This is a genomic window from Cupriavidus sp. 05L310 (assembly GCF_056398185.1).
The window spans coordinates 39,213-56,700 of the sequence record NZ_JBFTOX010000032.1 but is presented as its reverse complement, the minus strand read 5'-3'; the positions used below and the strand labels follow the sequence as shown (position 1 = coordinate 56,700).

Annotated in this window: 13 protein-coding genes and 2 tRNA genes; 11 read left to right on the top strand and 4 right to left on the bottom strand. The window is 64.4% G+C overall.

The genetic code is table 11. The features are described 5' to 3' along the window. Positions 1 to 60: 60 nt before the first annotated feature. Positions 61 to 312 (top strand): DUF1488 family protein, encoded by a 252-nt coding sequence (locus tag AC1DS6_RS22930; protein ID WP_035870981.1) that lies wholly within the window; start codon positions 61 to 63, stop codon positions 310 to 312. Positions 313 to 343: 31 nt separating this feature from the next. Here the strand turns inward: AC1DS6_RS22930 and AC1DS6_RS22925 are convergent, their stop codons facing one another. Continuing rightward, positions 344 to 1,015, bottom strand: coding sequence for an SOS response-associated peptidase (locus AC1DS6_RS22925; RefSeq protein ID WP_441634889.1), 672 nt, complete (start codon positions 1,013 to 1,015; stop codon positions 344 to 346). A 198-nt stretch (positions 1,016 to 1,213) separates the two neighbouring features. On the opposite strand from AC1DS6_RS22925, the gene AC1DS6_RS22920 reads away from it, so the two are divergent. Then, positions 1,214 to 1,759, top strand: coding sequence for an AAA family ATPase (locus AC1DS6_RS22920; RefSeq protein WP_441634887.1), 546 nt, complete (start codon positions 1,214 to 1,216; stop codon positions 1,757 to 1,759). 22 nt (positions 1,760 to 1,781) lie between these two features. Here the strand turns inward: AC1DS6_RS22920 and AC1DS6_RS22915 are convergent, their stop codons facing one another. Continuing rightward, on the bottom strand, positions 1,782 to 2,639 hold the full coding sequence (locus tag AC1DS6_RS22915) for a 23S rRNA (adenine(2030)-N(6))-methyltransferase RlmJ (RefSeq protein ID WP_477103195.1): 858 nt from the start codon (positions 2,637 to 2,639) through the stop codon (positions 1,782 to 1,784). A 233-nt stretch (positions 2,640 to 2,872) separates the two neighbouring features. Here AC1DS6_RS22915 and mnmC point away from each other — a divergent pair, with 233 nt between their 5' ends. The 8 genes from mnmC (at position 2,873) to AC1DS6_RS22875 (ending at position 14,172) form a co-directional block, all read left to right on the top strand. After that, positions 2,873 to 4,909: a bifunctional tRNA (5-methylaminomethyl-2-thiouridine)(34)-methyltransferase MnmC2/FAD-dependent 5-carboxymethylaminomethyl-2-thiouridine(34) oxidoreductase MnmC1 gene (mnmC, locus tag AC1DS6_RS22910; RefSeq protein ID WP_441634885.1), complete on the top strand. Its 2,037-nt coding sequence runs from the start codon at positions 2,873 to 2,875 to the stop codon at positions 4,907 to 4,909. Positions 4,910 to 5,136: 227 nt separating this feature from the next. Further along, complete coding sequence (gene tig / locus AC1DS6_RS22905) at positions 5,137 to 6,498, top strand: trigger factor (protein WP_035870974.1); 1,362 nt, start codon at positions 5,137 to 5,139, stop codon at positions 6,496 to 6,498. Positions 6,499 to 6,571: 73 nt separating this feature from the next. Next, positions 6,572 to 7,222 (top strand): ATP-dependent Clp endopeptidase proteolytic subunit ClpP, encoded by a 651-nt coding sequence (clpP, locus tag AC1DS6_RS22900; protein WP_006160857.1) that lies wholly within the window; start codon positions 6,572 to 6,574, stop codon positions 7,220 to 7,222. 246 nt (positions 7,223 to 7,468) lie between these two features. Beyond that, positions 7,469 to 8,743: an ATP-dependent Clp protease ATP-binding subunit ClpX gene (gene clpX, locus AC1DS6_RS22895; RefSeq protein ID WP_045237782.1), complete on the top strand. Its 1,275-nt coding sequence runs from the start codon at positions 7,469 to 7,471 to the stop codon at positions 8,741 to 8,743. A 244-nt stretch (positions 8,744 to 8,987) separates the two neighbouring features. After that, positions 8,988 to 11,399 (top strand): endopeptidase La, encoded by a 2,412-nt coding sequence (gene lon, locus AC1DS6_RS22890; protein WP_035871050.1) that lies wholly within the window; start codon positions 8,988 to 8,990, stop codon positions 11,397 to 11,399. Positions 11,400 to 11,697: 298 nt separating this feature from the next. Beyond that, positions 11,698 to 11,773, top strand: a tRNA-Val gene (locus AC1DS6_RS22885). A gap of 54 nt (positions 11,774 to 11,827) precedes the next feature. Next, positions 11,828 to 11,904 (top strand) — tRNA-Asp (locus tag AC1DS6_RS22880). Between the two features lie 318 nt (positions 11,905 to 12,222). Further along, positions 12,223 to 14,172 carry a SurA N-terminal domain-containing protein gene (locus AC1DS6_RS22875; protein ID WP_441634882.1) on the top strand — a complete coding sequence of 650 codons (1,950 nt, stop codon included), beginning with the start codon at positions 12,223 to 12,225 and terminating at the stop codon, positions 14,170 to 14,172. Between the two features lie 65 nt (positions 14,173 to 14,237). Here AC1DS6_RS22875 and AC1DS6_RS22870 read toward each other — a convergent pair whose 3' ends face one another. Further along, on the bottom strand, positions 14,238 to 14,909 hold the full coding sequence (locus AC1DS6_RS22870; RefSeq protein ID WP_441634880.1) for an arylesterase: 672 nt from the start codon (positions 14,907 to 14,909) through the stop codon (positions 14,238 to 14,240). Between AC1DS6_RS22870 and AC1DS6_RS22865 the strand changes: the two genes are divergently transcribed. Next, positions 14,908 to 15,606: an ABC transporter ATP-binding protein gene (locus AC1DS6_RS22865; RefSeq protein ID WP_045237779.1), complete on the top strand. Its 699-nt coding sequence runs from the start codon at positions 14,908 to 14,910 to the stop codon at positions 15,604 to 15,606. The two genes, AC1DS6_RS22870 and AC1DS6_RS22865, sit on opposite strands and share 2 nt — an antisense overlap. 14 nt (positions 15,607 to 15,620) lie before the next feature. Here the strand turns inward: AC1DS6_RS22865 and pgi are convergent, their stop codons facing one another. Beyond that, the gene (gene pgi, locus AC1DS6_RS22860; RefSeq protein WP_477103194.1) at positions 15,621 to 17,267 is read right to left on the bottom strand and encodes a glucose-6-phosphate isomerase; all 1,647 of its coding nucleotides are present in this window, start codon (positions 17,265 to 17,267) and stop codon (positions 15,621 to 15,623) included. Between the last annotated feature and the right edge of the window lie 221 nt (positions 17,268 to 17,488).

The following is a 17,488-nucleotide window of genomic DNA, read 5'->3' as shown; positions in this document are numbered from 1 at the left end:
ATAGCGCAACCGGGCCCTCGATACCGTACGGATGCCCGCGATTCGGACTAGGATGCATGCATGGCACTCAATTTCCCCAATCCCAGCCGGAGTTACGACCCTTCCAGGCATTGCGTATGTTTTTGGGGCTATGACAACTCGCGTGAAATCGCCTTCGAGGTGGACCGCGCGGTACTCTCTACCCTCAGCCCTGAATTGCGCCCGGACGAGCCTGCCGTGCTCGATGCATTCGACCGCCACCGCGATCACATCCTGGAACTCGCGCGCGGGCTCTATTCCCGCAGCCGGCAGAACCGGTATCAGATTTCCTGAACGCTGTTCAGTCCGGGCAAACGCAGTTCGCTCAGGCTGACGCCTCCGGAGATCCTGCCGCAATCCGCGGCGGCAGCGGTGCGGGCTCGGCGGCCAGCTTTTCCGCGGCGTAGGGGCGCAGGAAGCTGCGCGCCAGTTCCGTATTCCTGCAAGTCAGCCAATCATCCCACTCCGTGCCCGGGACGATCACGATCATCCGTTTTTCCTTGCCCGGCGCATGGAAGCGTTGCATCAACGGGTGGTGCTCCGAATTGATGGTCAGCATGGTGAAGCTGAAGACGTCCTGGCCGCCTTCGCCAGGCCATGCGCGCCAGAGGCCGGCGATTGCCATGGGCTCGCCATCCTTGAGCCAGATCCGCCAGCGTACCGCCTTGCCGGTTGCGTAGTCGGGCTCATAGAAGCACTGCGCTGGTATCAGGCATAGCTGACCCTGTTTCCACGCCGCCGAGAACGTCCGTTTTTCACCCACCGACTCCGAGCGCGCGTTCGTGGTGTCGAACCTCGCGACGCCGGGCGGAATGCGCTTCCTGGGGACCATCCCGAAGGTGCCGGCCAGGCATTGCCGCTGGCCGTCGTGGTCCGCCACGAGCAGTGGCGCGACGTAGTCAGGCCATGTTTCGGGGGGCCATTCCCGCACCGGACAAGTGAGGCCGAAGACATCGCGTAAAACGGCCGCCTGCACGGGCGCGTAGTTGACGCACATGGCTTGTCTCCATGCCGATGCTGCATGTGAAAGGGAATATCCAGTATGGCGGACGGGCGGGAAGGACCAAAGTGATTCTTGTCCTACCGGCGGGGTGCCTGCTGTAATCGCTTGTCGTGTCACGGCGCCGCGTTGGCGCCGGTTCCATCCCCGCCCAAGATCAGGCGCGCTGAACCGACCCCATCCTGATTGCCATTGATGACCGATACATCTCCGTTCTTCATCCTCACCGGCGGCCCCGGCGCCGGCAAAACCACCTTGATCGCCGAACTGGCGCGCCGGGGATACGCTACCTCGGACGAGGTCGGGCGCGAGATTATCCAGGAGCAAACGCTGGTGAACGGCCCCGGCCTGCCGTGGGTGGATCCGCGCTTGTTCGCCGAGTTGATGCTGTCGCGCGAGATGCGCAACCACCGGGCGCATGCGGGCCGGGTCGAACCGGTGTTTTTCGATCGCGGCGTGCCGGATGTGGCCGGCTACCTGAGCCTGTCGGGTTTGCCGGTGCCGCCGCATATCGACGCCGCCGCGCGATTGCTTCGCTATCACCGCTGCGTCTTCATCCTGCCGCCCTGGGAGGATATTTACAGCCGGGATGCGGAACGCCGGCAATCGCCGCAGGAGGCGGCACGCACCTATGACGCCATGGTGAGCGTCTATGCCGGTTACGGCTATGAACTGCTGGAAGTGCCGCGTTTGCCGGCTGCGCGGCGGGCCGACTTCGTCGAGTCGGCCATCCGCCGCTGAGCGCGCGCGGCTGGCGCGAGGATCAGCTTTCCTGGGCTTCCAGCGTGAAGCCCGCGCCATCATCCTGGCGCAGCAGCGTCACCAGGGCGGGCATGGCCGCCTCCAGGGTTTCCTTCAGGCGCCACGGCGGATTGACGATGAACATGCCACTGCCGTGCAGGCCAAGCCCGCCGGAAACCGGATGCTTGACGCGCAGGCTGACGTGCAGCCAGCTTTTGAGCGGCAGCTTCTTCAACTGCACCGGCAACTGCACCGATTCGCGGCGCTGCACTTCGGGATACCAGATGGCGTACATGCCGGTGGCGAAGCGCTGCAGGCCATCCTGCAGGGTCCGCAGCACGCGGGCGTAGTCCTGCTTGTCTTCGTAGGAGGGGTCGATCAGCACCAGCGCGCGGCGGGGGGGCGGCGGCAGGATGGCGTTGATTCCGGTGAAGCCGTCGCCGTCGTAAAGCATGACGCGGCGGCCGGCGCCGCGGAAATTCTCACGCAGCACCTGGATTTCCGTGCTGTGCAACTCGAACAGGCGCAGGCGGTCGGCGTCGCGCAGCATCTGCCGGGCGAGCCAGGGCGAACCGGGGTAGTGCTTCAGGCTGCCGTCCGGATTAAGGGTACGCACCTGTTCCAGGTAGTCCTCGAGCAAGGTCGGCATGGGCCGCTTGGCGGCGGCGGCCTGCCACAGCCGGGCAATGCCGGTTTCGTATTCGCCCTTCTTTTGCGCGTAAGCGTGGTCGAGCGCATAAAGCCCGGCGCCGGCGTGCGTGTCGATATACCAGAAGGGCTTGTCTTTCTGGCTCAACTGCTCCAGCAACTGGACCACGATGGCGTGTTTAAGAACATCGGCGTGGTTGCCGGCGTGGAAGGCGTGACGGTAGCTGAGCATGGCGAGGCGGGAAAAGGGCGTGCCGATGCCGGCCTGGACGGGCCGGCGGCACAGGGCGCTATGCTACCATCGCCGGGCTCTGGCGCTGCCGTACGGCTGTTCGCGGTGCCGCGCGAGACGCTAGCATCCCGGGCGCCTTGGCTCGCCATGGTGCCCCGGCCTGCGCGCCAGCGTCTTGTCCCGACCCATTCCTGTCCGACGTTCTCCGTCCCCTCCTTGTCCAAGTTTTGTCCATGACCCGCGCCTTAGATCTCGCCGAGCCCGTTTTCGCCGCCTCGGGCCCGCCATACTCGCAGCGTTACGGGGATGTCTACCACAGCGACGAGGGTGGCCTGGAGCAGGCCCGGCACGTTTTCCTGGCGGGCAACGGTTTGCCAGGCGCGTGGGGCGGGCGCGACCAGTTCGTAGTCCTGGAGGCCGGGTTTGGCCTCGGGCTTAACTTCCTGGCGACGTGGCAGGCGTGGCGGGCCGATCCCGCGCGTTGCCGGCGGCTGCATTTCGTGTCGGTGGAAAAGCACCCGTTCACCAGCGACGGTCTCGCCGCCGTCCACGCCAATTTGCCCGGCCTGGCGGAACTGGCGCCGCTGGCCACGCAGTTGCGGCAGGCATGGCCGCTGACCTTGCCCGGGCTGCACCGGCTGGAATTCGAGGGCGGGGCGGTCGTGCTGACGCTTGCGTTCGGCGATATCGATACCGTGTTGCCAAGGCTGGCGCTGGGCGTCGATGCGTTCTACCTGGACGGCTTTGCGCCCGATCGCAATCCCGATATGTGGCAGCCGCCATTGATGAAGCGGCTCGCCCGGCTGGCGCGTCCGGAGGCCACGCTGGCGACCTATGCGGCGGCCGGTTTTTTCCGGCGCGGCTTGCAGGCAGCTGGCTTCGAGGTGAAGCGGGCGACCGGCTACGGCAGCAAGTGGCATATGACGGTGGCGCGCTTCCCCGCGGCGCGCGGCCAGCGCCGGCATCCCCCGCCAGCCGCCGCTAACTGGCCCGGGCGACACGCCATCGTGATCGGTGCCGGGCTGGCTGGCTGCGCGGTCACGGAGCGCCTGGCCGCACGCGGCTGGCGTGTGACGCTGTTCGACGCGCATGATGGCCCCGCGCGACTGACTTCCGCGCATCGCGCGGCAGCCATGCACCCGCATCTGTCGTCGGACGACAGCCTCCTGTCGCGCTTGTCGCGCGCCGGGAACCTGTTCTCTCTGAGAGCCTGGGAGGCATTGGCCGCGGCAGGGCATGCGCCGGGCTGGCAGGGGTGCGGCGTGCTGCAGATTGGCGCGGACGCGGAGGACGCCCGAATCCAGCGGGCGGCGCTGGCCGCGCTGGGGTTTCCCGAAGCGTTCGCGCGCTGGATGCCGCCCGAGGAAGCCGCGCGCCGGCATGGCGCCGCCGTTCCCCATGGCGGACTCTGGTTCGGGCAGGGCGGCTGGGCGCCGCCGCCCGACATCTGCCACGCGCAACTGGCGCAGGCCGGAGCAGCGGTGACGACGCATTTTGGCCGCCGGGTCGCGCGGCTGGTACGTGCCGCGGATGGCTGGCAGGCCTTGGACGACGCCGGGGCGGTGATGGCGCAGGCGCCGGTGATGGTCCTCGCCAACGCGCACGAGGCGCTGCGCCTGCTGCCGCTGCACCATATGACGATCGACCGCGTGCGCGGGCAGCTGACCACGCTCGAGGCCGCGCAAGTGGAGCAGTTGGGCACCTGGCCGGACTGCGTGGTGACCGGCTCGGGCTATCTGTTGCCAAGGGCCGGCGACGGTAGTGCGCGGGTCGGCTCCAGCTACGAGCCGGCCGCCGAAGGGCAGGGCGAACTCGCCGAGCGCCCGGAAGTGCACGCGGAGAATCTTGCCAAGCTGGGCTTGCTATTGCCGGATCTCGCCGCCGCCGCGGCCCGGCTGAATCCGGCGGCCCTGCGCGGCTACGTTGGCGTGCGCAGTGTTTCACACAATCGCCTGCCGCTGATCGGCCGCATTGCCGATGAGGCGCAGGCCGCGCGCGACGCCGTCGCGCTTCGCGGCGCGCGTCTCAGGGATATCCCTCGTCTTTCCGGGCTCTACGCGGCACTTGCATATGGCTCGCGTGGCCTCACATGGGCGGCACTGGGGGCGGAGTTGCTGGCCAGCCAAATCGAAGGAGAGCCCTTACCGCTCGAACTCGAACTGGCCGAGGCCATCGACCCCGCGCGGCTGCTGGTCCGTGCCTTGCGGCAAGGGCAGGTGGCAAGCGAGGCGGAAGGCGCGGCCGCGCCATCCGAGCCGGTTCCCGGCTAAAAACTGCCGGAACCGAATGAAAACCGTGCGATAATCCCCGTTTTCCGTTTGCGTGGGCCTGCGCCCGGATGCTCCGGGTTCGTCGGTTTTCCGCGCGTACCCGCAGTTTTCGATAGCGCCCGCGTACCGGGCATCGGCATTTGCCGTCGCTTTGCCTGTGTCTTGTCGGGCACGCGAGCGGGGTGCGCTTACGAACACAACAACATTTCTGGATTGGATCAACGACCATGTCGAATGTCATTGAAAACCTTGGCAAACTGGACCGCAAGGTGACCCTGGCCATTCCCAAGGCCGAAGTCGAAAAGGAAAAGCTGGAACGTCTGGTTCGCCTGTCGAAGACGGTGAAGATGTCCGGCTTCCGTCCCGGCAAGGTACCGATGAAGATGGTCGAGAAGCAGTACGGCCAGCAAGTCGAATTCGAAGTCCGCTTCGACAAGGCTGCACGCAAGTTCTTCGACATCACCAAAGAGCAGGATGTGAAGGTTGCCGGCCAGCCGAAGTTCGAGGTCAAGACCGACGGCGTGAACGAAGACGAAGTGGCCTTCGACGCAACCTTCGAGGTCTATCCGGAAGTCAAGCTGGGCGACCTGGCCGGCGCCGAAGTGACCCGCACCAAGACCGAAATCACTGATGCCGAAGTCGACAAGACCATCGACATCCTGCGCAAGCAGCGCGTGCATTACCACACCCGTGGCGAAGCCGGCGAGCACGGCGACGGCGGCGGTGAAGTGGCCGCCCAGAACGGCGACCGCGTGACCCTGGACTTCGTCGGCAAGATCGACGGCGTGGAATTCCCCGGCGGCAAGGCTGACGACTTCGCCTTCGTGCTGGGCGAAGGCCGCATGCTGCCCGAGTTCGAGCAAGCTGCGCTGGGCCTGAAGGTTGGCGAAAGCAAGACCTTCCCGCTGGCGTTCCCCGAGGATTATCACGGCAAGGAAGTGGCCGGCAAGACCGCCGAGTTCACCGTCACGCTGAAGAAAATCGAGTGGGCGCACCTGCCGGAAGTGAACGACGAGTTCGCCAAGTCGCTGGGCATCGCCGACGGCAGCGTCGAGAAGATGCGCGCCGACATCCGCGAAAACCTGGAGCGCGAAGTCAAGCGCCGCACGCACGCCATGCTGAAGGACCAGGTCATGGACGCGCTGCTGAAGGCAAGCGAGCTGGAAGTGCCGAAGGCCCTGATCGAGCAAGACCAGGAGCGCCTGGTGGAAATGGCTCGCCGCGACCTGGAACAGCGCGGCATGCCGAATGCCAAGGACATGCCGATTCCGGCCGAGATGTTCACCCAGCAAGCTGAGCGCCGCGTCAAGCTGGGCCTGATTCTGGCCGAGATCGTCAAGGCTCACGGCCTGGACGCCAAGGCCGACCAGATCAAGGCCGAGATCGAGGACTTCGCCAAGAGCTACGAAGACCCGAAGGAAGTCATGCGCTGGTACTACGGTGACCAGCAGCGCCTGGCCGAGATGGAAGCCTACGTGCTGGAAAACAACGTGGTAAATTTCGTGTGCGACAAGGCCAAGGTCACCGAAAAGACGGTGTCCTTCGAGGAACTGACTGCCGAAGGCAACAACCAGCCTCAGCAGGCCTGAGCCTGGCCCGTGGCCGGAGCGCATGGCGCGCCGGCCACAGCCTTGTCTCTTACCGAACTCCAGGAGAACTTGCATGACCCGCAATGATTTGCTTGACCGTCTGGCTACCACGCAGGCCTCCGCCCTGGAAACGCAGGGACTGGGGCTGGTGCCGATGGTGGTTGAGCAGTCCGGCCGGGGCGAGCGCGCCTATGACATCTACTCGCGCCTGTTGAAGGAGCGGTTGATTTTCATGGTCGGCGAAGTCAACGACCAGACTGCCAACCTGGTGGTCGCACAGCTGCTGTTCCTGGAAAGCGAGAATCCCGACAAGGACATCTCGCTCTACATCAACTCGCCGGGTGGCTCGGTGTCGGCTGGCCTCGCCATCTACGACACCATGCAGTTCGTCAAGCCGGACGTGGCCACGCTGTGCATGGGCATGGCAGCCAGCATGGGTGCGTTCCTGCTGTCGGCTGGCGCCAAGGGCAAGCGTTCGGCGCTGCCCAACTCGCGCATCATGATCCACCAGCCGCTGGGCGGCGCGCGCGGCCAGGCCTCGGACATCGAGATCCAGGCCCGCGAGATCCTGTACCTGCGCGAGCGGCTCAACACGATCCTGTCGGAAGTCACCGGCCAGCCGGTCGAGAAGATTGCCCGCGATACCGATCGCGACAACTTCATGAGCGGCGATCAGGCAGTGGACTACGGCCTGATCGACAAGGTGCTCACCCGCCGTGCCTGACAGACCGGCCCGGCTGCCGCAAGGCGGGCCGGGCAGGGGCCGGGCGGTGATCCTTAGGGTATCGCCGTCCGGCCGCAACGAAGAAGGCTATGCAGAAACGAGGCCTTGTGCCTCGTTTTTTGCTTTTGCCCCACAGCGTGGGGGTCTACCCGCCGCGCCAATTTTTTTGGCGTATGATGCGTTTGAAGCGTATCCCCGCAGCGCTCCGGCACTGCGGCACGCACACTGCTAATGTGACTGATTCCTATGGCGGATAAAAAAGGTTCATCCAGTGAGAAGCTCCTTTACTGCTCGTTCTGCGGCAAAAGCCAGCACGAGGTAAAGAAGCTCATCGCCGGCCCGTCGGTGTTCATTTGCGACGAATGCATCGATCTGTGCAACGAGATCATCCGCGACGAGGCAGCCGCATCCGACAAGGATGCGGGCGCCTCGGCCAAGTCCGATCTCCCCACCCCCCACGAGATCCGCGAGAGCCTGGATCAGTACGTGATCGGGCAGGAGCAGGCCAAGAAGATCCTGGCCGTAGCGGTGTACAACCACTACAAGCGCCTGAAGCACCTCGGCAAGAAGGACGACGTCGAGTTGTCCAAGAGCAACATCCTGCTGATCGGGCCCACCGGCTCGGGCAAGACGTTGCTGGCGCAAACGCTGGCGCGCCTGCTGAACGTGCCGTTCGTGATCGCCGATGCCACCACGCTGACCGAAGCCGGCTATGTCGGCGAGGACGTGGAAAACATCATCCAGAAGTTGCTGCAGAACTGCAATTACGAGGTGGAAAAGGCACAGCGCGGCATTGTCTACATCGATGAGATCGACAAGATTTCGCGCAAGTCGGATAACCCGTCCATCACCCGCGATGTGTCCGGTGAAGGCGTGCAGCAGGCTCTGCTCAAGCTGATCGAAGGTACGATGGCTTCGGTGCCCCCGCAGGGCGGCCGCAAGCATCCGAACCAGGACTTCCTGCAGGTGGATACCACCAACATCCTGTTTATCTGCGGCGGCGCGTTTGACGGCCTGGAAAAGGTCATCATGCAGCGCTCGGACAAGACCGGCATCGGTTTTGCCGCGCAGGTTCAGAGCAAGGAAGAGCGCGAGGCCAGCGAGGTGCTGCCGCAGGTCGAGCCGGAAGACCTGATCAAGTTCGGGTTGATCCCGGAACTGATCGGCCGCCTGCCGGTGGTGGCGACGCTGGCCAAGCTGGACGAGGCCGCCCTGATGCAGATCCTGGTCGAGCCCAAGAACGCGCTGATCAAGCAATACCAGAAGCTGCTGGCGATGGAAGGCGTGGAGCTGGAAATCCGTCCGGCCGCGCTGTCCGCGATTGCCCGCAAGGCGATCCGTCGCAAGACGGGTGCACGCGGCTTGCGTTCGATACTCGAACAGTCGCTGATGGATGTGATGTATGACTTGCCCAATTACAAGGGCGTGCAAAAGGTGGTGATCGACGAGAACACCATCACCGGGGACGCTCCGCCGTTGCTGATGTATGAGGAACAGCCGAAGGTGGCTGGTTCGAACTGACGCGAACGCCGGCGCTTATGACGATCTCAGGCCGGCAGCGAGTCCTAAAGGCCGTTCGCGAAAAGCGAGCGGCTTTTTTTCTTCATTTTCGTAAAACGAAGGGGGGAAAACGGGGGTATGCTGTTTGGACGGGTCTTGCAAGTGCGGGGAGCAGCATTTGCACAATGCATTGAATCGTTGGCACCTATCTTGCAATCGATTCATGAGACCCAATTTACGCCTAAATGACTGACTGGGGAAAATGATGTCCGGAACACAACTCCTCCCGGCTGAGCCGATTCGCTTGCCACTGTTGCCCCTGCGCGACGTGGTGGTGTTTCCGCACATGGTGATCCCACTGTTCGTGGGACGTCCGAAGTCCATCAAGGCGCTGGAAACTGCGATGGAGGCGGGCAAAAGCATCATGCTTGTGGCCCAGAAAACGGCGGCCAAGGATGAGCCGACCGCCGACGACCTCTACGAGGTAGGCTGCATCGCCAACATCCTGCAAATGCTCAAGCTGCCCGACGGCACCGTCAAGGTGCTGGTGGAAGGCACGCAGCGCGCGAATATCCGCGAAGTGAGCGAAGACGAGTCGCACTTCATGTGCGAAGCCGTGCCCGTGCCGCCGGGTCCGGTCGAGACCGCCGAGACGGAGGCGCTGCGCCGCGCCATCGTGTCGCAGTTCGACCAGTACGTGAAGCTGAACAAGAAGATCCCGCCCGAGATCCTGACCTCGCTGTCGGGCATCGACGAGCCGGGTCGCCTGGCCGACACCATCGCCGCGCATCTGCCGATCAAGCTCGAGCAGAAGCAGAAGATCCTGGAGATGGTGAATGTCACCGAGCGCCTGGAGAGCCTGCTGTCGCAGCTCGAGGGCGAGATCGACATCCTGCAGGTGGAAAAGCGCATCCGTGGCCGCGTCAAGCGCCAGATGGAGAAGAGCCAGCGCGAGTACTACCTCAACGAGCAGGTCAAGGCCATCCAGAAGGAACTGGGCGAAGGCGAAGAGGGTGCCGACCTGGAAGAACTCGACAAGCGCATCAAGGCCGCGCGCATGCCGAAGGAAGCCAAGAAGAAGGCCGACGCCGAATTCAAGAAGCTCAAGCTGATGTCGCCGATGTCGGCCGAAGCCACTGTCGTGCGCAACTACATCGACACGCTGGTCAACCTGCCGTGGCGCAAGAAGAGCAAGGTCAACAACGACCTGACCAACGCCGAGCGCGTGCTGGATGAAGACCACTACGGTCTCGAGAAGGTCAAGGAACGCATTCTCGAGTATCTCGCGGTGCAACAGCGCGTGGACAAGGTGAAGGCGCCGATCCTGTGCCTGGTGGGCCCCCCCGGCGTGGGCAAGACCTCGCTCGGCCAGTCGGTGGCGCGCGCGACGAACCGCAAGTTCGTGCGCATGGCACTGGGCGGCGTGCGTGACGAGGCCGAGATCCGCGGCCACCGCCGCACGTACATCGGCTCGATGCCCGGCAAGATCCTGCAAAGCCTGGCCAAGGTCGGCGTGCGCAATCCGCTCTTCCTGCTCGATGAAATCGACAAGATGGGCATGGATTTCCGCGGCGATCCTTCGTCGGCATTGCTCGAGGTGCTGGACCCGGAACAGAACCACACCTTCCAGGACCATTACATCGAGGTCGATTTCGACCTGTCCGATGTGATGTTCGTGGCGACCTCGAACTCGCTCAACATTCCGCCTCCGCTGCTGGACCGGATGGAAGTGATCCGCCTGTCGGGTTACACCGAGGAAGAGAAGGTCAACATCGCCCAGCGCTACCTGCTGCCCAAGCAGATCAAGAACAATGGTCTGAAGGCAGGCGAGATGGAAGTGAGCGAAGACGCCCTGCGCGACATCATTCGCTACTACACGCGTGAAGCGGGCGTCCGCTCGCTCGAGCGTGAAGTGTCGAAGATCGCCCGCAAGGTGGTCAAGCTGCTGCTGCTCAAGAAGGAAACGGGCACGGTCAAGGTGGCATCGGAGAACCTGGATAAATTCCTTGGCGTGCGCAAGTACGACTTCGGCCTGGCCGGCAAGGAAAACCAGGTAGGCCAGGTGACCGGTCTGGCGTGGACGGAAGTGGGCGGCGATCTGCTGACCATCGAAGCCGCGATCATGCCGGGCAAGGGCAACATCACCCGCACCGGTTCGCTGGGCGACGTGATGAAGGAATCGGTCGAGGCCGCACGTTCGGTGGTGCGCTCGCGGGCACGTCGTCTGGGCATTACGGACGAGATGTTCGAGAAGCGCGATATCCACATCCACGTGCCCGAAGGCGCCACCCCCAAGGATGGTCCTTCGGCCGGCGGTGCGATGACCACGGCGCTGGTGTCGGTGCTCACGGGTATCCCGGTGCGCGCCGACGTGGCCATGACCGGGGAAATCACGTTGCGCGGTGAAGTCCTGCCGATCGGCGGCCTCAAGGAGAAACTGCTTGCGGCCCATCGCGGCGGTATCAAGCTGGTGCTGATCCCCGAGGAAAACGTGAAGGATCTCGCGGAGATCCCGGACAACGTCAAGAACGCCATCGAGATCGTCCCGGTGCGCTGGATCGACAAGGTCCTGGAACTCGCGCTCGAGCGCAAGCCCGAGCCTCTGCCGGAGGAAGTGGCCAAGCCCGCCGATGTGGCGGACAAGGGTGCTGCCAAGGTCGAGATGATTCATCACTGACGCCGGCGATGGCGCTGCCCGGATCCTGCGATCCGGGCCGGGCGTTGCCGAAGCAGGCCGCTTTTGAAAACGCCGCGGGCTTTTCCCCGCGGCGTTTTTCTATTTCGCCTCACATTGTTCGGCGCCCCAGGCGTGCAGGCAGCGGGTGCTTTTTGCGTTTCTCAAAATGTCCGCGAAGAATACTTGGCAAAATGCCAGGGGCTGTATTACACTTGCGCCCTCGCAACGCAAACAGCAGTAATTACTCTGATATGTGCGCGGCGATGCTTGCAGCATGCAGTGCGGCTGCGGTACGAGCGGGTGCTTAGCTCAGTTGGTAGAGCGGCGCCCTTACAAGGCGTAGGTCGGGGGTTCGAGCCCCTCAGCACCCACCACGCTCCTGCCGCAAGACAATCCACACAGATGACGCGTGCTGCCGCACCGATACAGGAGTGGTAGTTCAGTTGGTTAGAATACCGGCCTGTCACGCCGGGGGTCGCGGGTTCGAGTCCCGTCCACTCCGCCAAATACGCAGTCAGCAAAACGGGCCCTTAGCGGCCCGTTTTGCTTTTTGCGCTTTCTGCATTCGGCGCGTCTTCCCCCCCTCTTTCCTGAGGGCCGGCAAGGGTGCGGGCCCTGATCGCGTATCTGGCGGTGTTTTGCACCGCCGAGCCACTGCTGGCGCGAGGGGACGGTACGCGATATCGCAGGTTTCCTGTCCGAGCCGGATGCCATCGGGCGTTGCCCGGCGAGGCCGCACCGGCCGCCAAATCGCGTGAAGCTTGCCGCTCCTGATAGAATCCCGGAGTTTGCCGTTCGGTACCAACCCTTTTCCTGAGTCAGCATGCTTGATTTCGTACGCAACAACCGGCGCTTGATGCTTTTGCTGCTGCTGGTGCTTGTCTTCCCGTCGTTCGTGTTCTTCGGCGTGGAGAGCTACTCGCGTTTCATGGACAGCTCGCACGATCTTGCCAAGGTCGATGGCCGCGCCATTACGGCGCAGGAAGTGGATAACGTGGTGCGTGACCAGAGCGAGCGCATGCGCCAGATGCTCGGCGCGAACTACGATCCGCGCCAATTCGAAGGCGCGCTGGCGCGCCAGCAGGTGCTCGACCAGCTGATCCTGCAGCGCGTGGTGGCCAATGAGGTGGCCAACAAGCACCTCACGGTGTCCAACGAACGCCTGTTCGAGACCATCAGCAGCATTCCCGCCATCGCCCAGCTGCCGAAGAAGAAGGACGGCACGATCGACGACAAGGCCTATGTTGACCTGCTCGCCCAGCAAGGCATGACGCCGGAGCAGTTCGATGCGCGCATGCGTTTCGATCTCGCCACCCAGCAGCTCGGCACTTCCATCGCTGCCACCGCCTTCGTGCCGAAGTCCTTGCTCGACCGGCTGATCGCCATTCGCGACCAGCAGCGCGAGGTGCAGGCGCTGCAGCTCAAGCCGGCCGAATTCGCCGCCAAGGTCAATCCCGACGAAGCCGCGCTGAAGGCGTACTACGACAGCCACAAGGCGCAGTTCTCGGTGCCCGAGCAGGCCAAGGTCGAATACCTGGTGCTGTCGGCCGACGCGCTGGCGGCATCGACGCCGGTGACGCCCGAAGAGCTCAAGTCCTACTACGACAGCAACATCGCGCGCTTCCGCACGGAAGAGCAGCGCCGCGCCAGCCATATCCTGATCGGCTCGCCCAAGGATGCCCCGGCGGCGGATCGCCAGGCAGCCAAGGAAAAGGCCACCAAGCTGCTCGAGGACCTGCGCAAGCATCCCGAAACGTTTGCCGATGTGGCCCGCAAGCAATCGCAGGATCCGGGCTCTGCGGAGAAGGGCGGCGACCTCGGCTTCATGGGCCGCGGCGCACTGGTCAAGCCGTTCGAGGATGCGATGTATGCGCTCAAGGATGGCCAGATCAGCGACGTGGTGGAGACCGATTACGGCTACCACATCATCAAGCTCACCGGCATCAAGGCTGCCGAAACCAAGCCGCTCGACCAGGTCCGTACCGAACTGGAAGCCGAATTGCGCAAGCAGCTCGCCGCCAAGAAGTACACCGAACTGGCTGATTCGTTCGGCAACACGGTCTACGAACAGTCCGACAGCCTCAAGCCTGCTGCCGACAAGTTCAAGCTGGCCATCCAGAGCGCCGACAACGTGACCCGCCAGCCCAACCCGGCGCTGGGTGCGCAAAGCCCGCTCAACAATGAGAAGCTGCTCAAGGCCCTGTTCGGCGACGATTCCGTCAAGAACAAGCGCAATACCGAAGCCGTGCAGGTGGGCCCGACCACGCTGGTGGCGGCACGTATCGTCGAATATCGCCCGGCCACGGTGCGCAAGTTCGAAGACGTGCAGGCCAAGGTGCGCGAAGGCTATATCGCCCAGCAGGCGGCCGAGCTCGCCGTGAAGGCGGGTGCGGAGCGTCTCGAGGCGTTGAAGAAGAGCGGCGGCGCCGACGGCTTCGGCGCGCCGGTAACGGTCTCTCGCGCCAAGGCCGATGGCCTGCCGCCGAAGGCGGTCGAAGCCGTGATGCGGGCCGATACCGCCAAGCTGCCCGCGTTCGTGGGCGTGGACCTTGGTGCCGCCGGCTACGCCATCTATCGCATCGGCAAGGTCAGCCAGCCTGCGCAGGCCGATGCCGCGCAACGCCAGGGCGAGGCCCAGCAACTGGGGCAGATGGTTGGCCAGAGCCAGCTGGAGGCCTTCTATGAGAGCCTGAAGGACCGCGCCAAGGTGAAGCTGCTCAAGCCCGCCACCACGACGGAAGCGGGTGCCGCCAGCGGTGCCGGCGCGCAGTAAGCACAGCCCGCAAACATGAAAAAGGCGCCTCCGGGCGCCTTTTTCATGATCCGCGCCGCAAGGGCTCAGCGCCCCGCGGTCCGGGCTGCCGGTGCCTTCAGCAGTGGCTTGAGCTGCGGCCAGACTGTGTCGAGCAGCGTGCCCTGCGCTTGTGCCGTGGGATGAATGCGGTCAGCCTGGAACCACTCTGGCCTGGCGACGACCCGCTCCAGCAGGAAAGGCACCAGCCGGACCTTGTATTCGCCGGCCAGCCTGGGGTAGAGCGAGAAGAATCGCTCGGTGTAGTCCGGCCCGTAGTTGGGCGGGATGCGCATCCCCACGAGCAGCACGCCGGCCTTGGCTTGCTGCGCGCTGGCGACGATGCTGCGCAGGTTGGCCTCGGTGGTCTGCAGCGGCAGGCCGCGCAAGGCATCGTTGGCGCCCAGTTCGACGATGACCACCGCAGGGTGGTGCCGCGCCAGCAGGTCGGGCAGGCGTGTCTTGCCGCCTACCGTGGTCTCGCCGCTGATGCTGGCATTCACGACGCTATAATCGAAACGCTCCGCCCGCAACCGCGTCTCCAGCAGCTTGACCCAGCCGGCATCGCGCGCGATGCCGTATTCCGCGGACAGGCTGTCGCCCAGCACCAGGATGGCGGGCGCTGCCGCCCGGGCCATCGGCGCCGCCGCAGGCAGCAGCGTGGCCGTGCATACCGCCAGCGCCAGCTTTCGCCAACCGCACCAGAACTTCTTGCTCATGTCTTCATCCATTCTTGCAGTCGAGTCATTAGGAAAGACCGTAGCCGACACGACGGGTTCGCTGACGATTTTGCATGACGTCACGTTTTCCGTCACGCCCGGCGAAACGCTGGCCATTGTCGGCGCATCCGGCTCGGGCAAGTCAACCCTGCTTGGCTTGCTGGCGGGCCTGGACCTGCCTACCACGGGCACCGTCAGGCTCAATGGCCAGGACCTGTTCCAGCTCGACGAAGACCAGCGCGCCGCGCAGCGCGGGCGCCATGTGGGCTTTGTGTTCCAGTCTTTCCAGCTGGTCGGGCACCTGAATGCCCTGGAGAACGTGATGCTGCCGCTGGAGTTGCGCGGCGAAACCGCCGGTGTCCGCGAGCGCGCCGCCGACATGCTTGCGCGGGTAGGACTGGGCGGGCGCCTGTCCCACTATCCGCGCACGCTCTCCGGCGGCGAGCAGCAGCGCGTGGCGCTGGCGCGCGCCTTTGTGGCGCGTCCCGATATCCTCTTTGCCGACGAGCCTACCGGCAGTCTCGACACGGCTACCGGCGAGGCCGTGATTGCGTTGATGTTCGAGCTCAATCGCGATGCCGGCTCAACGCTGGTGCTGGTCACGCACGATCGCTCCGTGGCAGCCCGCTGCGGGCGCATCCTGACCATCGACGCCGGCCGCGTGGCCAGCGACGAATGGATGACGGCCCCCGTGTAGGCGCTGGGCCAGCGTCAGGCGTTGCCCAGTGCCGCCCGCGCCCGCGCGATCAGGGCGCTGGTGGAGGCATCGTGCGCAGGCTCCTGGCCACTGGCGGCCGCGTTGGCCTCGCCAGTGAGCTCGCACTCGATCGGCTTGGCCAGGATCTTGCCCAGTTCCACGCCCCATTGGTCGAATGAATTGATGTTCCACACCACGCCCTGCACAAAGGTGCGGTGCTCATAAAGCGCGATCAGCGCGCCGAGCGTGTGTGGCGTGACGTCTTCCATCAGCAGCGTGTTGCTTGGGCGATTGCCCTCGAACACCATGTGGGCGATGCGGATTTCATCGCTCAGGCCGCTCGCGCGCAGTTCCTCCGCGGTGCGCCCGCGCATGAGCGCCTCGGCCTGGGCAAAGCAATTGGCAAGCAGCTTGGCATGATGGCCGGGCAGGACGCGCGGGGGCCGCAGCGGAGCCACGAAATCCACCGGCACGATCTGCGAGCCCTGGTGGATCAGCTGGAAATAAGCATGCTGGCCGTTGGTGCCGGCGGAGCCCCAGACCACCGGCGCGGTATGGGCGCGCACGTGCCGGCCATCGAGCTGGACGGATTTGCCGTTGCTCTCCATTTCCAGTTGCTGCAGGAAGGCGGGAAACAATTCGAGCGAGGTCGAATACGGTGCCATGCAACTGGTCGGCATGCCGAAGAAATTGCGGTACCAGATGCCGATCATGCCCAGCACGACCGGCATGTTCCGCTCCAGCGGCGCACTGCTGAAATGCTCGTCCATGGCGCGGCCGCCGGCCAGCAGGTCGGCGAAGGCATCGAAGCCCACCGCCAGTGCGATCGACAGCCCGACCGAGGACCACAGCGAGAAGCGTCCGCCGATCCAGTCCCAGAATTCGAACATATGCGCGGGGTCGATGCCGAAAGCGCGCACCGCCTCCACGTTGGTGGATACGGCGGCGAAATGGCTGGCCAGCTGGTTCCTGGCCACGCCCCTGTCAAGGAACCACTGGCGCGCGCTACAGGCGTTGGCCATGGTTTCCAGCGTGGTGAAGGTCTTCGAGCAGACAATCACCAGGGTCTGCTCAGGGTCGAGCCGATCCAGGGTCTCGGCCAGTTCGGTGCCGTCCACATTGGAGACGAAATGCATGCGCGGCCCGTTGCCCGCCAGGTGGGAGAGCGCGCGGCACACCATGCGCGGGCCGAGGTCCGAGCCGCCGATGCCGATATTGATGACGTCCGTGATGCGCTTGCCCGTGGCGCCGGTCCAGTCGCCGCTGCGCACGCGTTCCGAGAACACCCGCATGCGGTTCAGTACGTCGTGGATGGCGGGCATCACCGGCTTGCCATCCACCTTGAAGCTTGCGTCGGGACCGGCGCGCAACGCAATGTGCAGCACCGCGCGGTCCTCGGTGGCATTGATGTGGTCGCCCGCGAACATGGCATCCCGGCGCTTGGGTACGCCGGCTTCGTCCGCCAGCTGCATCAGCAATGCCACGGTCTGTGGCGTAATGCGGTTTTTCGAGTAGTCGAGATACAGGCCTGCGGCTTCCAGCGAGAACTGCTTGACGCGCTGGCTGGCGGCGCCGTCGGCGAACCACTCGCGCATCGGCGTCTCGCGAATGGCGTCGTGATGTTGCAGGAGAGAGTGCCAGGCGTGTAGGTCTGTGGGCATGCGTGCGTAATTCTTGAAGGCCAGCGCGGAAGTACCGTTCTAAGCTAGGTTTCAGCCATATTTTATTGTTCCCGGGCAGGCCGTTTGGCGGGCCTGGTCCGGCCGTCGGGAGCGGCTTAAGTATAACGCGCACTTTTGGCGCGACTTTAGGATTTGGCAGCAAAGCACAGCATTCATGCCATTAGCGGAAACAATAGCAGGGCGAATCCTTTCCGGCTATC

Excerpts from the sequence above, each read along its gene's own strand:
- AC1DS6_RS22875 (WP_441634882.1), top strand. The coding sequence starts at position 12,223 with ATGCTTGATTTCGTACGCAACAACCGGCGCTTGATGCTTTTGCTGCTG.
- AC1DS6_RS22925 (WP_441634889.1), bottom strand. The coding sequence starts at position 1,015 with ATGTGCGTCAACTACGCGCCCGTGCAGGCGGCCGTTTTACGCGATGTC.
- AC1DS6_RS22865 (WP_045237779.1), top strand. The coding sequence starts at position 14,908 with ATGTCTTCATCCATTCTTGCAGTCGAGTCATTAGGAAAGACCGTAGCC.
- AC1DS6_RS22915 (WP_477103195.1), bottom strand. The coding sequence starts at position 2,639 with ATGCTCAGCTACCGTCACGCCTTCCACGCCGGCAACCACGCCGATGTT.
- mnmC (WP_441634885.1), top strand. The coding sequence starts at position 2,873 with ATGACCCGCGCCTTAGATCTCGCCGAGCCCGTTTTCGCCGCCTCGGGC.
- AC1DS6_RS22870 (WP_441634880.1), bottom strand. The coding sequence starts at position 14,909 with ATGAGCAAGAAGTTCTGGTGCGGTTGGCGAAAGCTGGCGCTGGCGGTA.
- tig (WP_035870974.1), top strand. The coding sequence starts at position 5,137 with ATGTCGAATGTCATTGAAAACCTTGGCAAACTGGACCGCAAGGTGACC.
- clpX (WP_045237782.1), top strand. The coding sequence starts at position 7,469 with ATGGCGGATAAAAAAGGTTCATCCAGTGAGAAGCTCCTTTACTGCTCG.
- lon (WP_035871050.1), top strand. The coding sequence starts at position 8,988 with ATGTCCGGAACACAACTCCTCCCGGCTGAGCCGATTCGCTTGCCACTG.
- AC1DS6_RS22930 (WP_035870981.1), top strand. The coding sequence starts at position 61 with ATGGCACTCAATTTCCCCAATCCCAGCCGGAGTTACGACCCTTCCAGG.
- clpP (WP_006160857.1), top strand. The coding sequence starts at position 6,572 with ATGACCCGCAATGATTTGCTTGACCGTCTGGCTACCACGCAGGCCTCC.
- pgi (WP_477103194.1), bottom strand. The coding sequence starts at position 17,267 with ATGCCCACAGACCTACACGCCTGGCACTCTCTCCTGCAACATCACGAC.
- AC1DS6_RS22920 (WP_441634887.1), top strand. The coding sequence starts at position 1,214 with ATGACCGATACATCTCCGTTCTTCATCCTCACCGGCGGCCCCGGCGCC.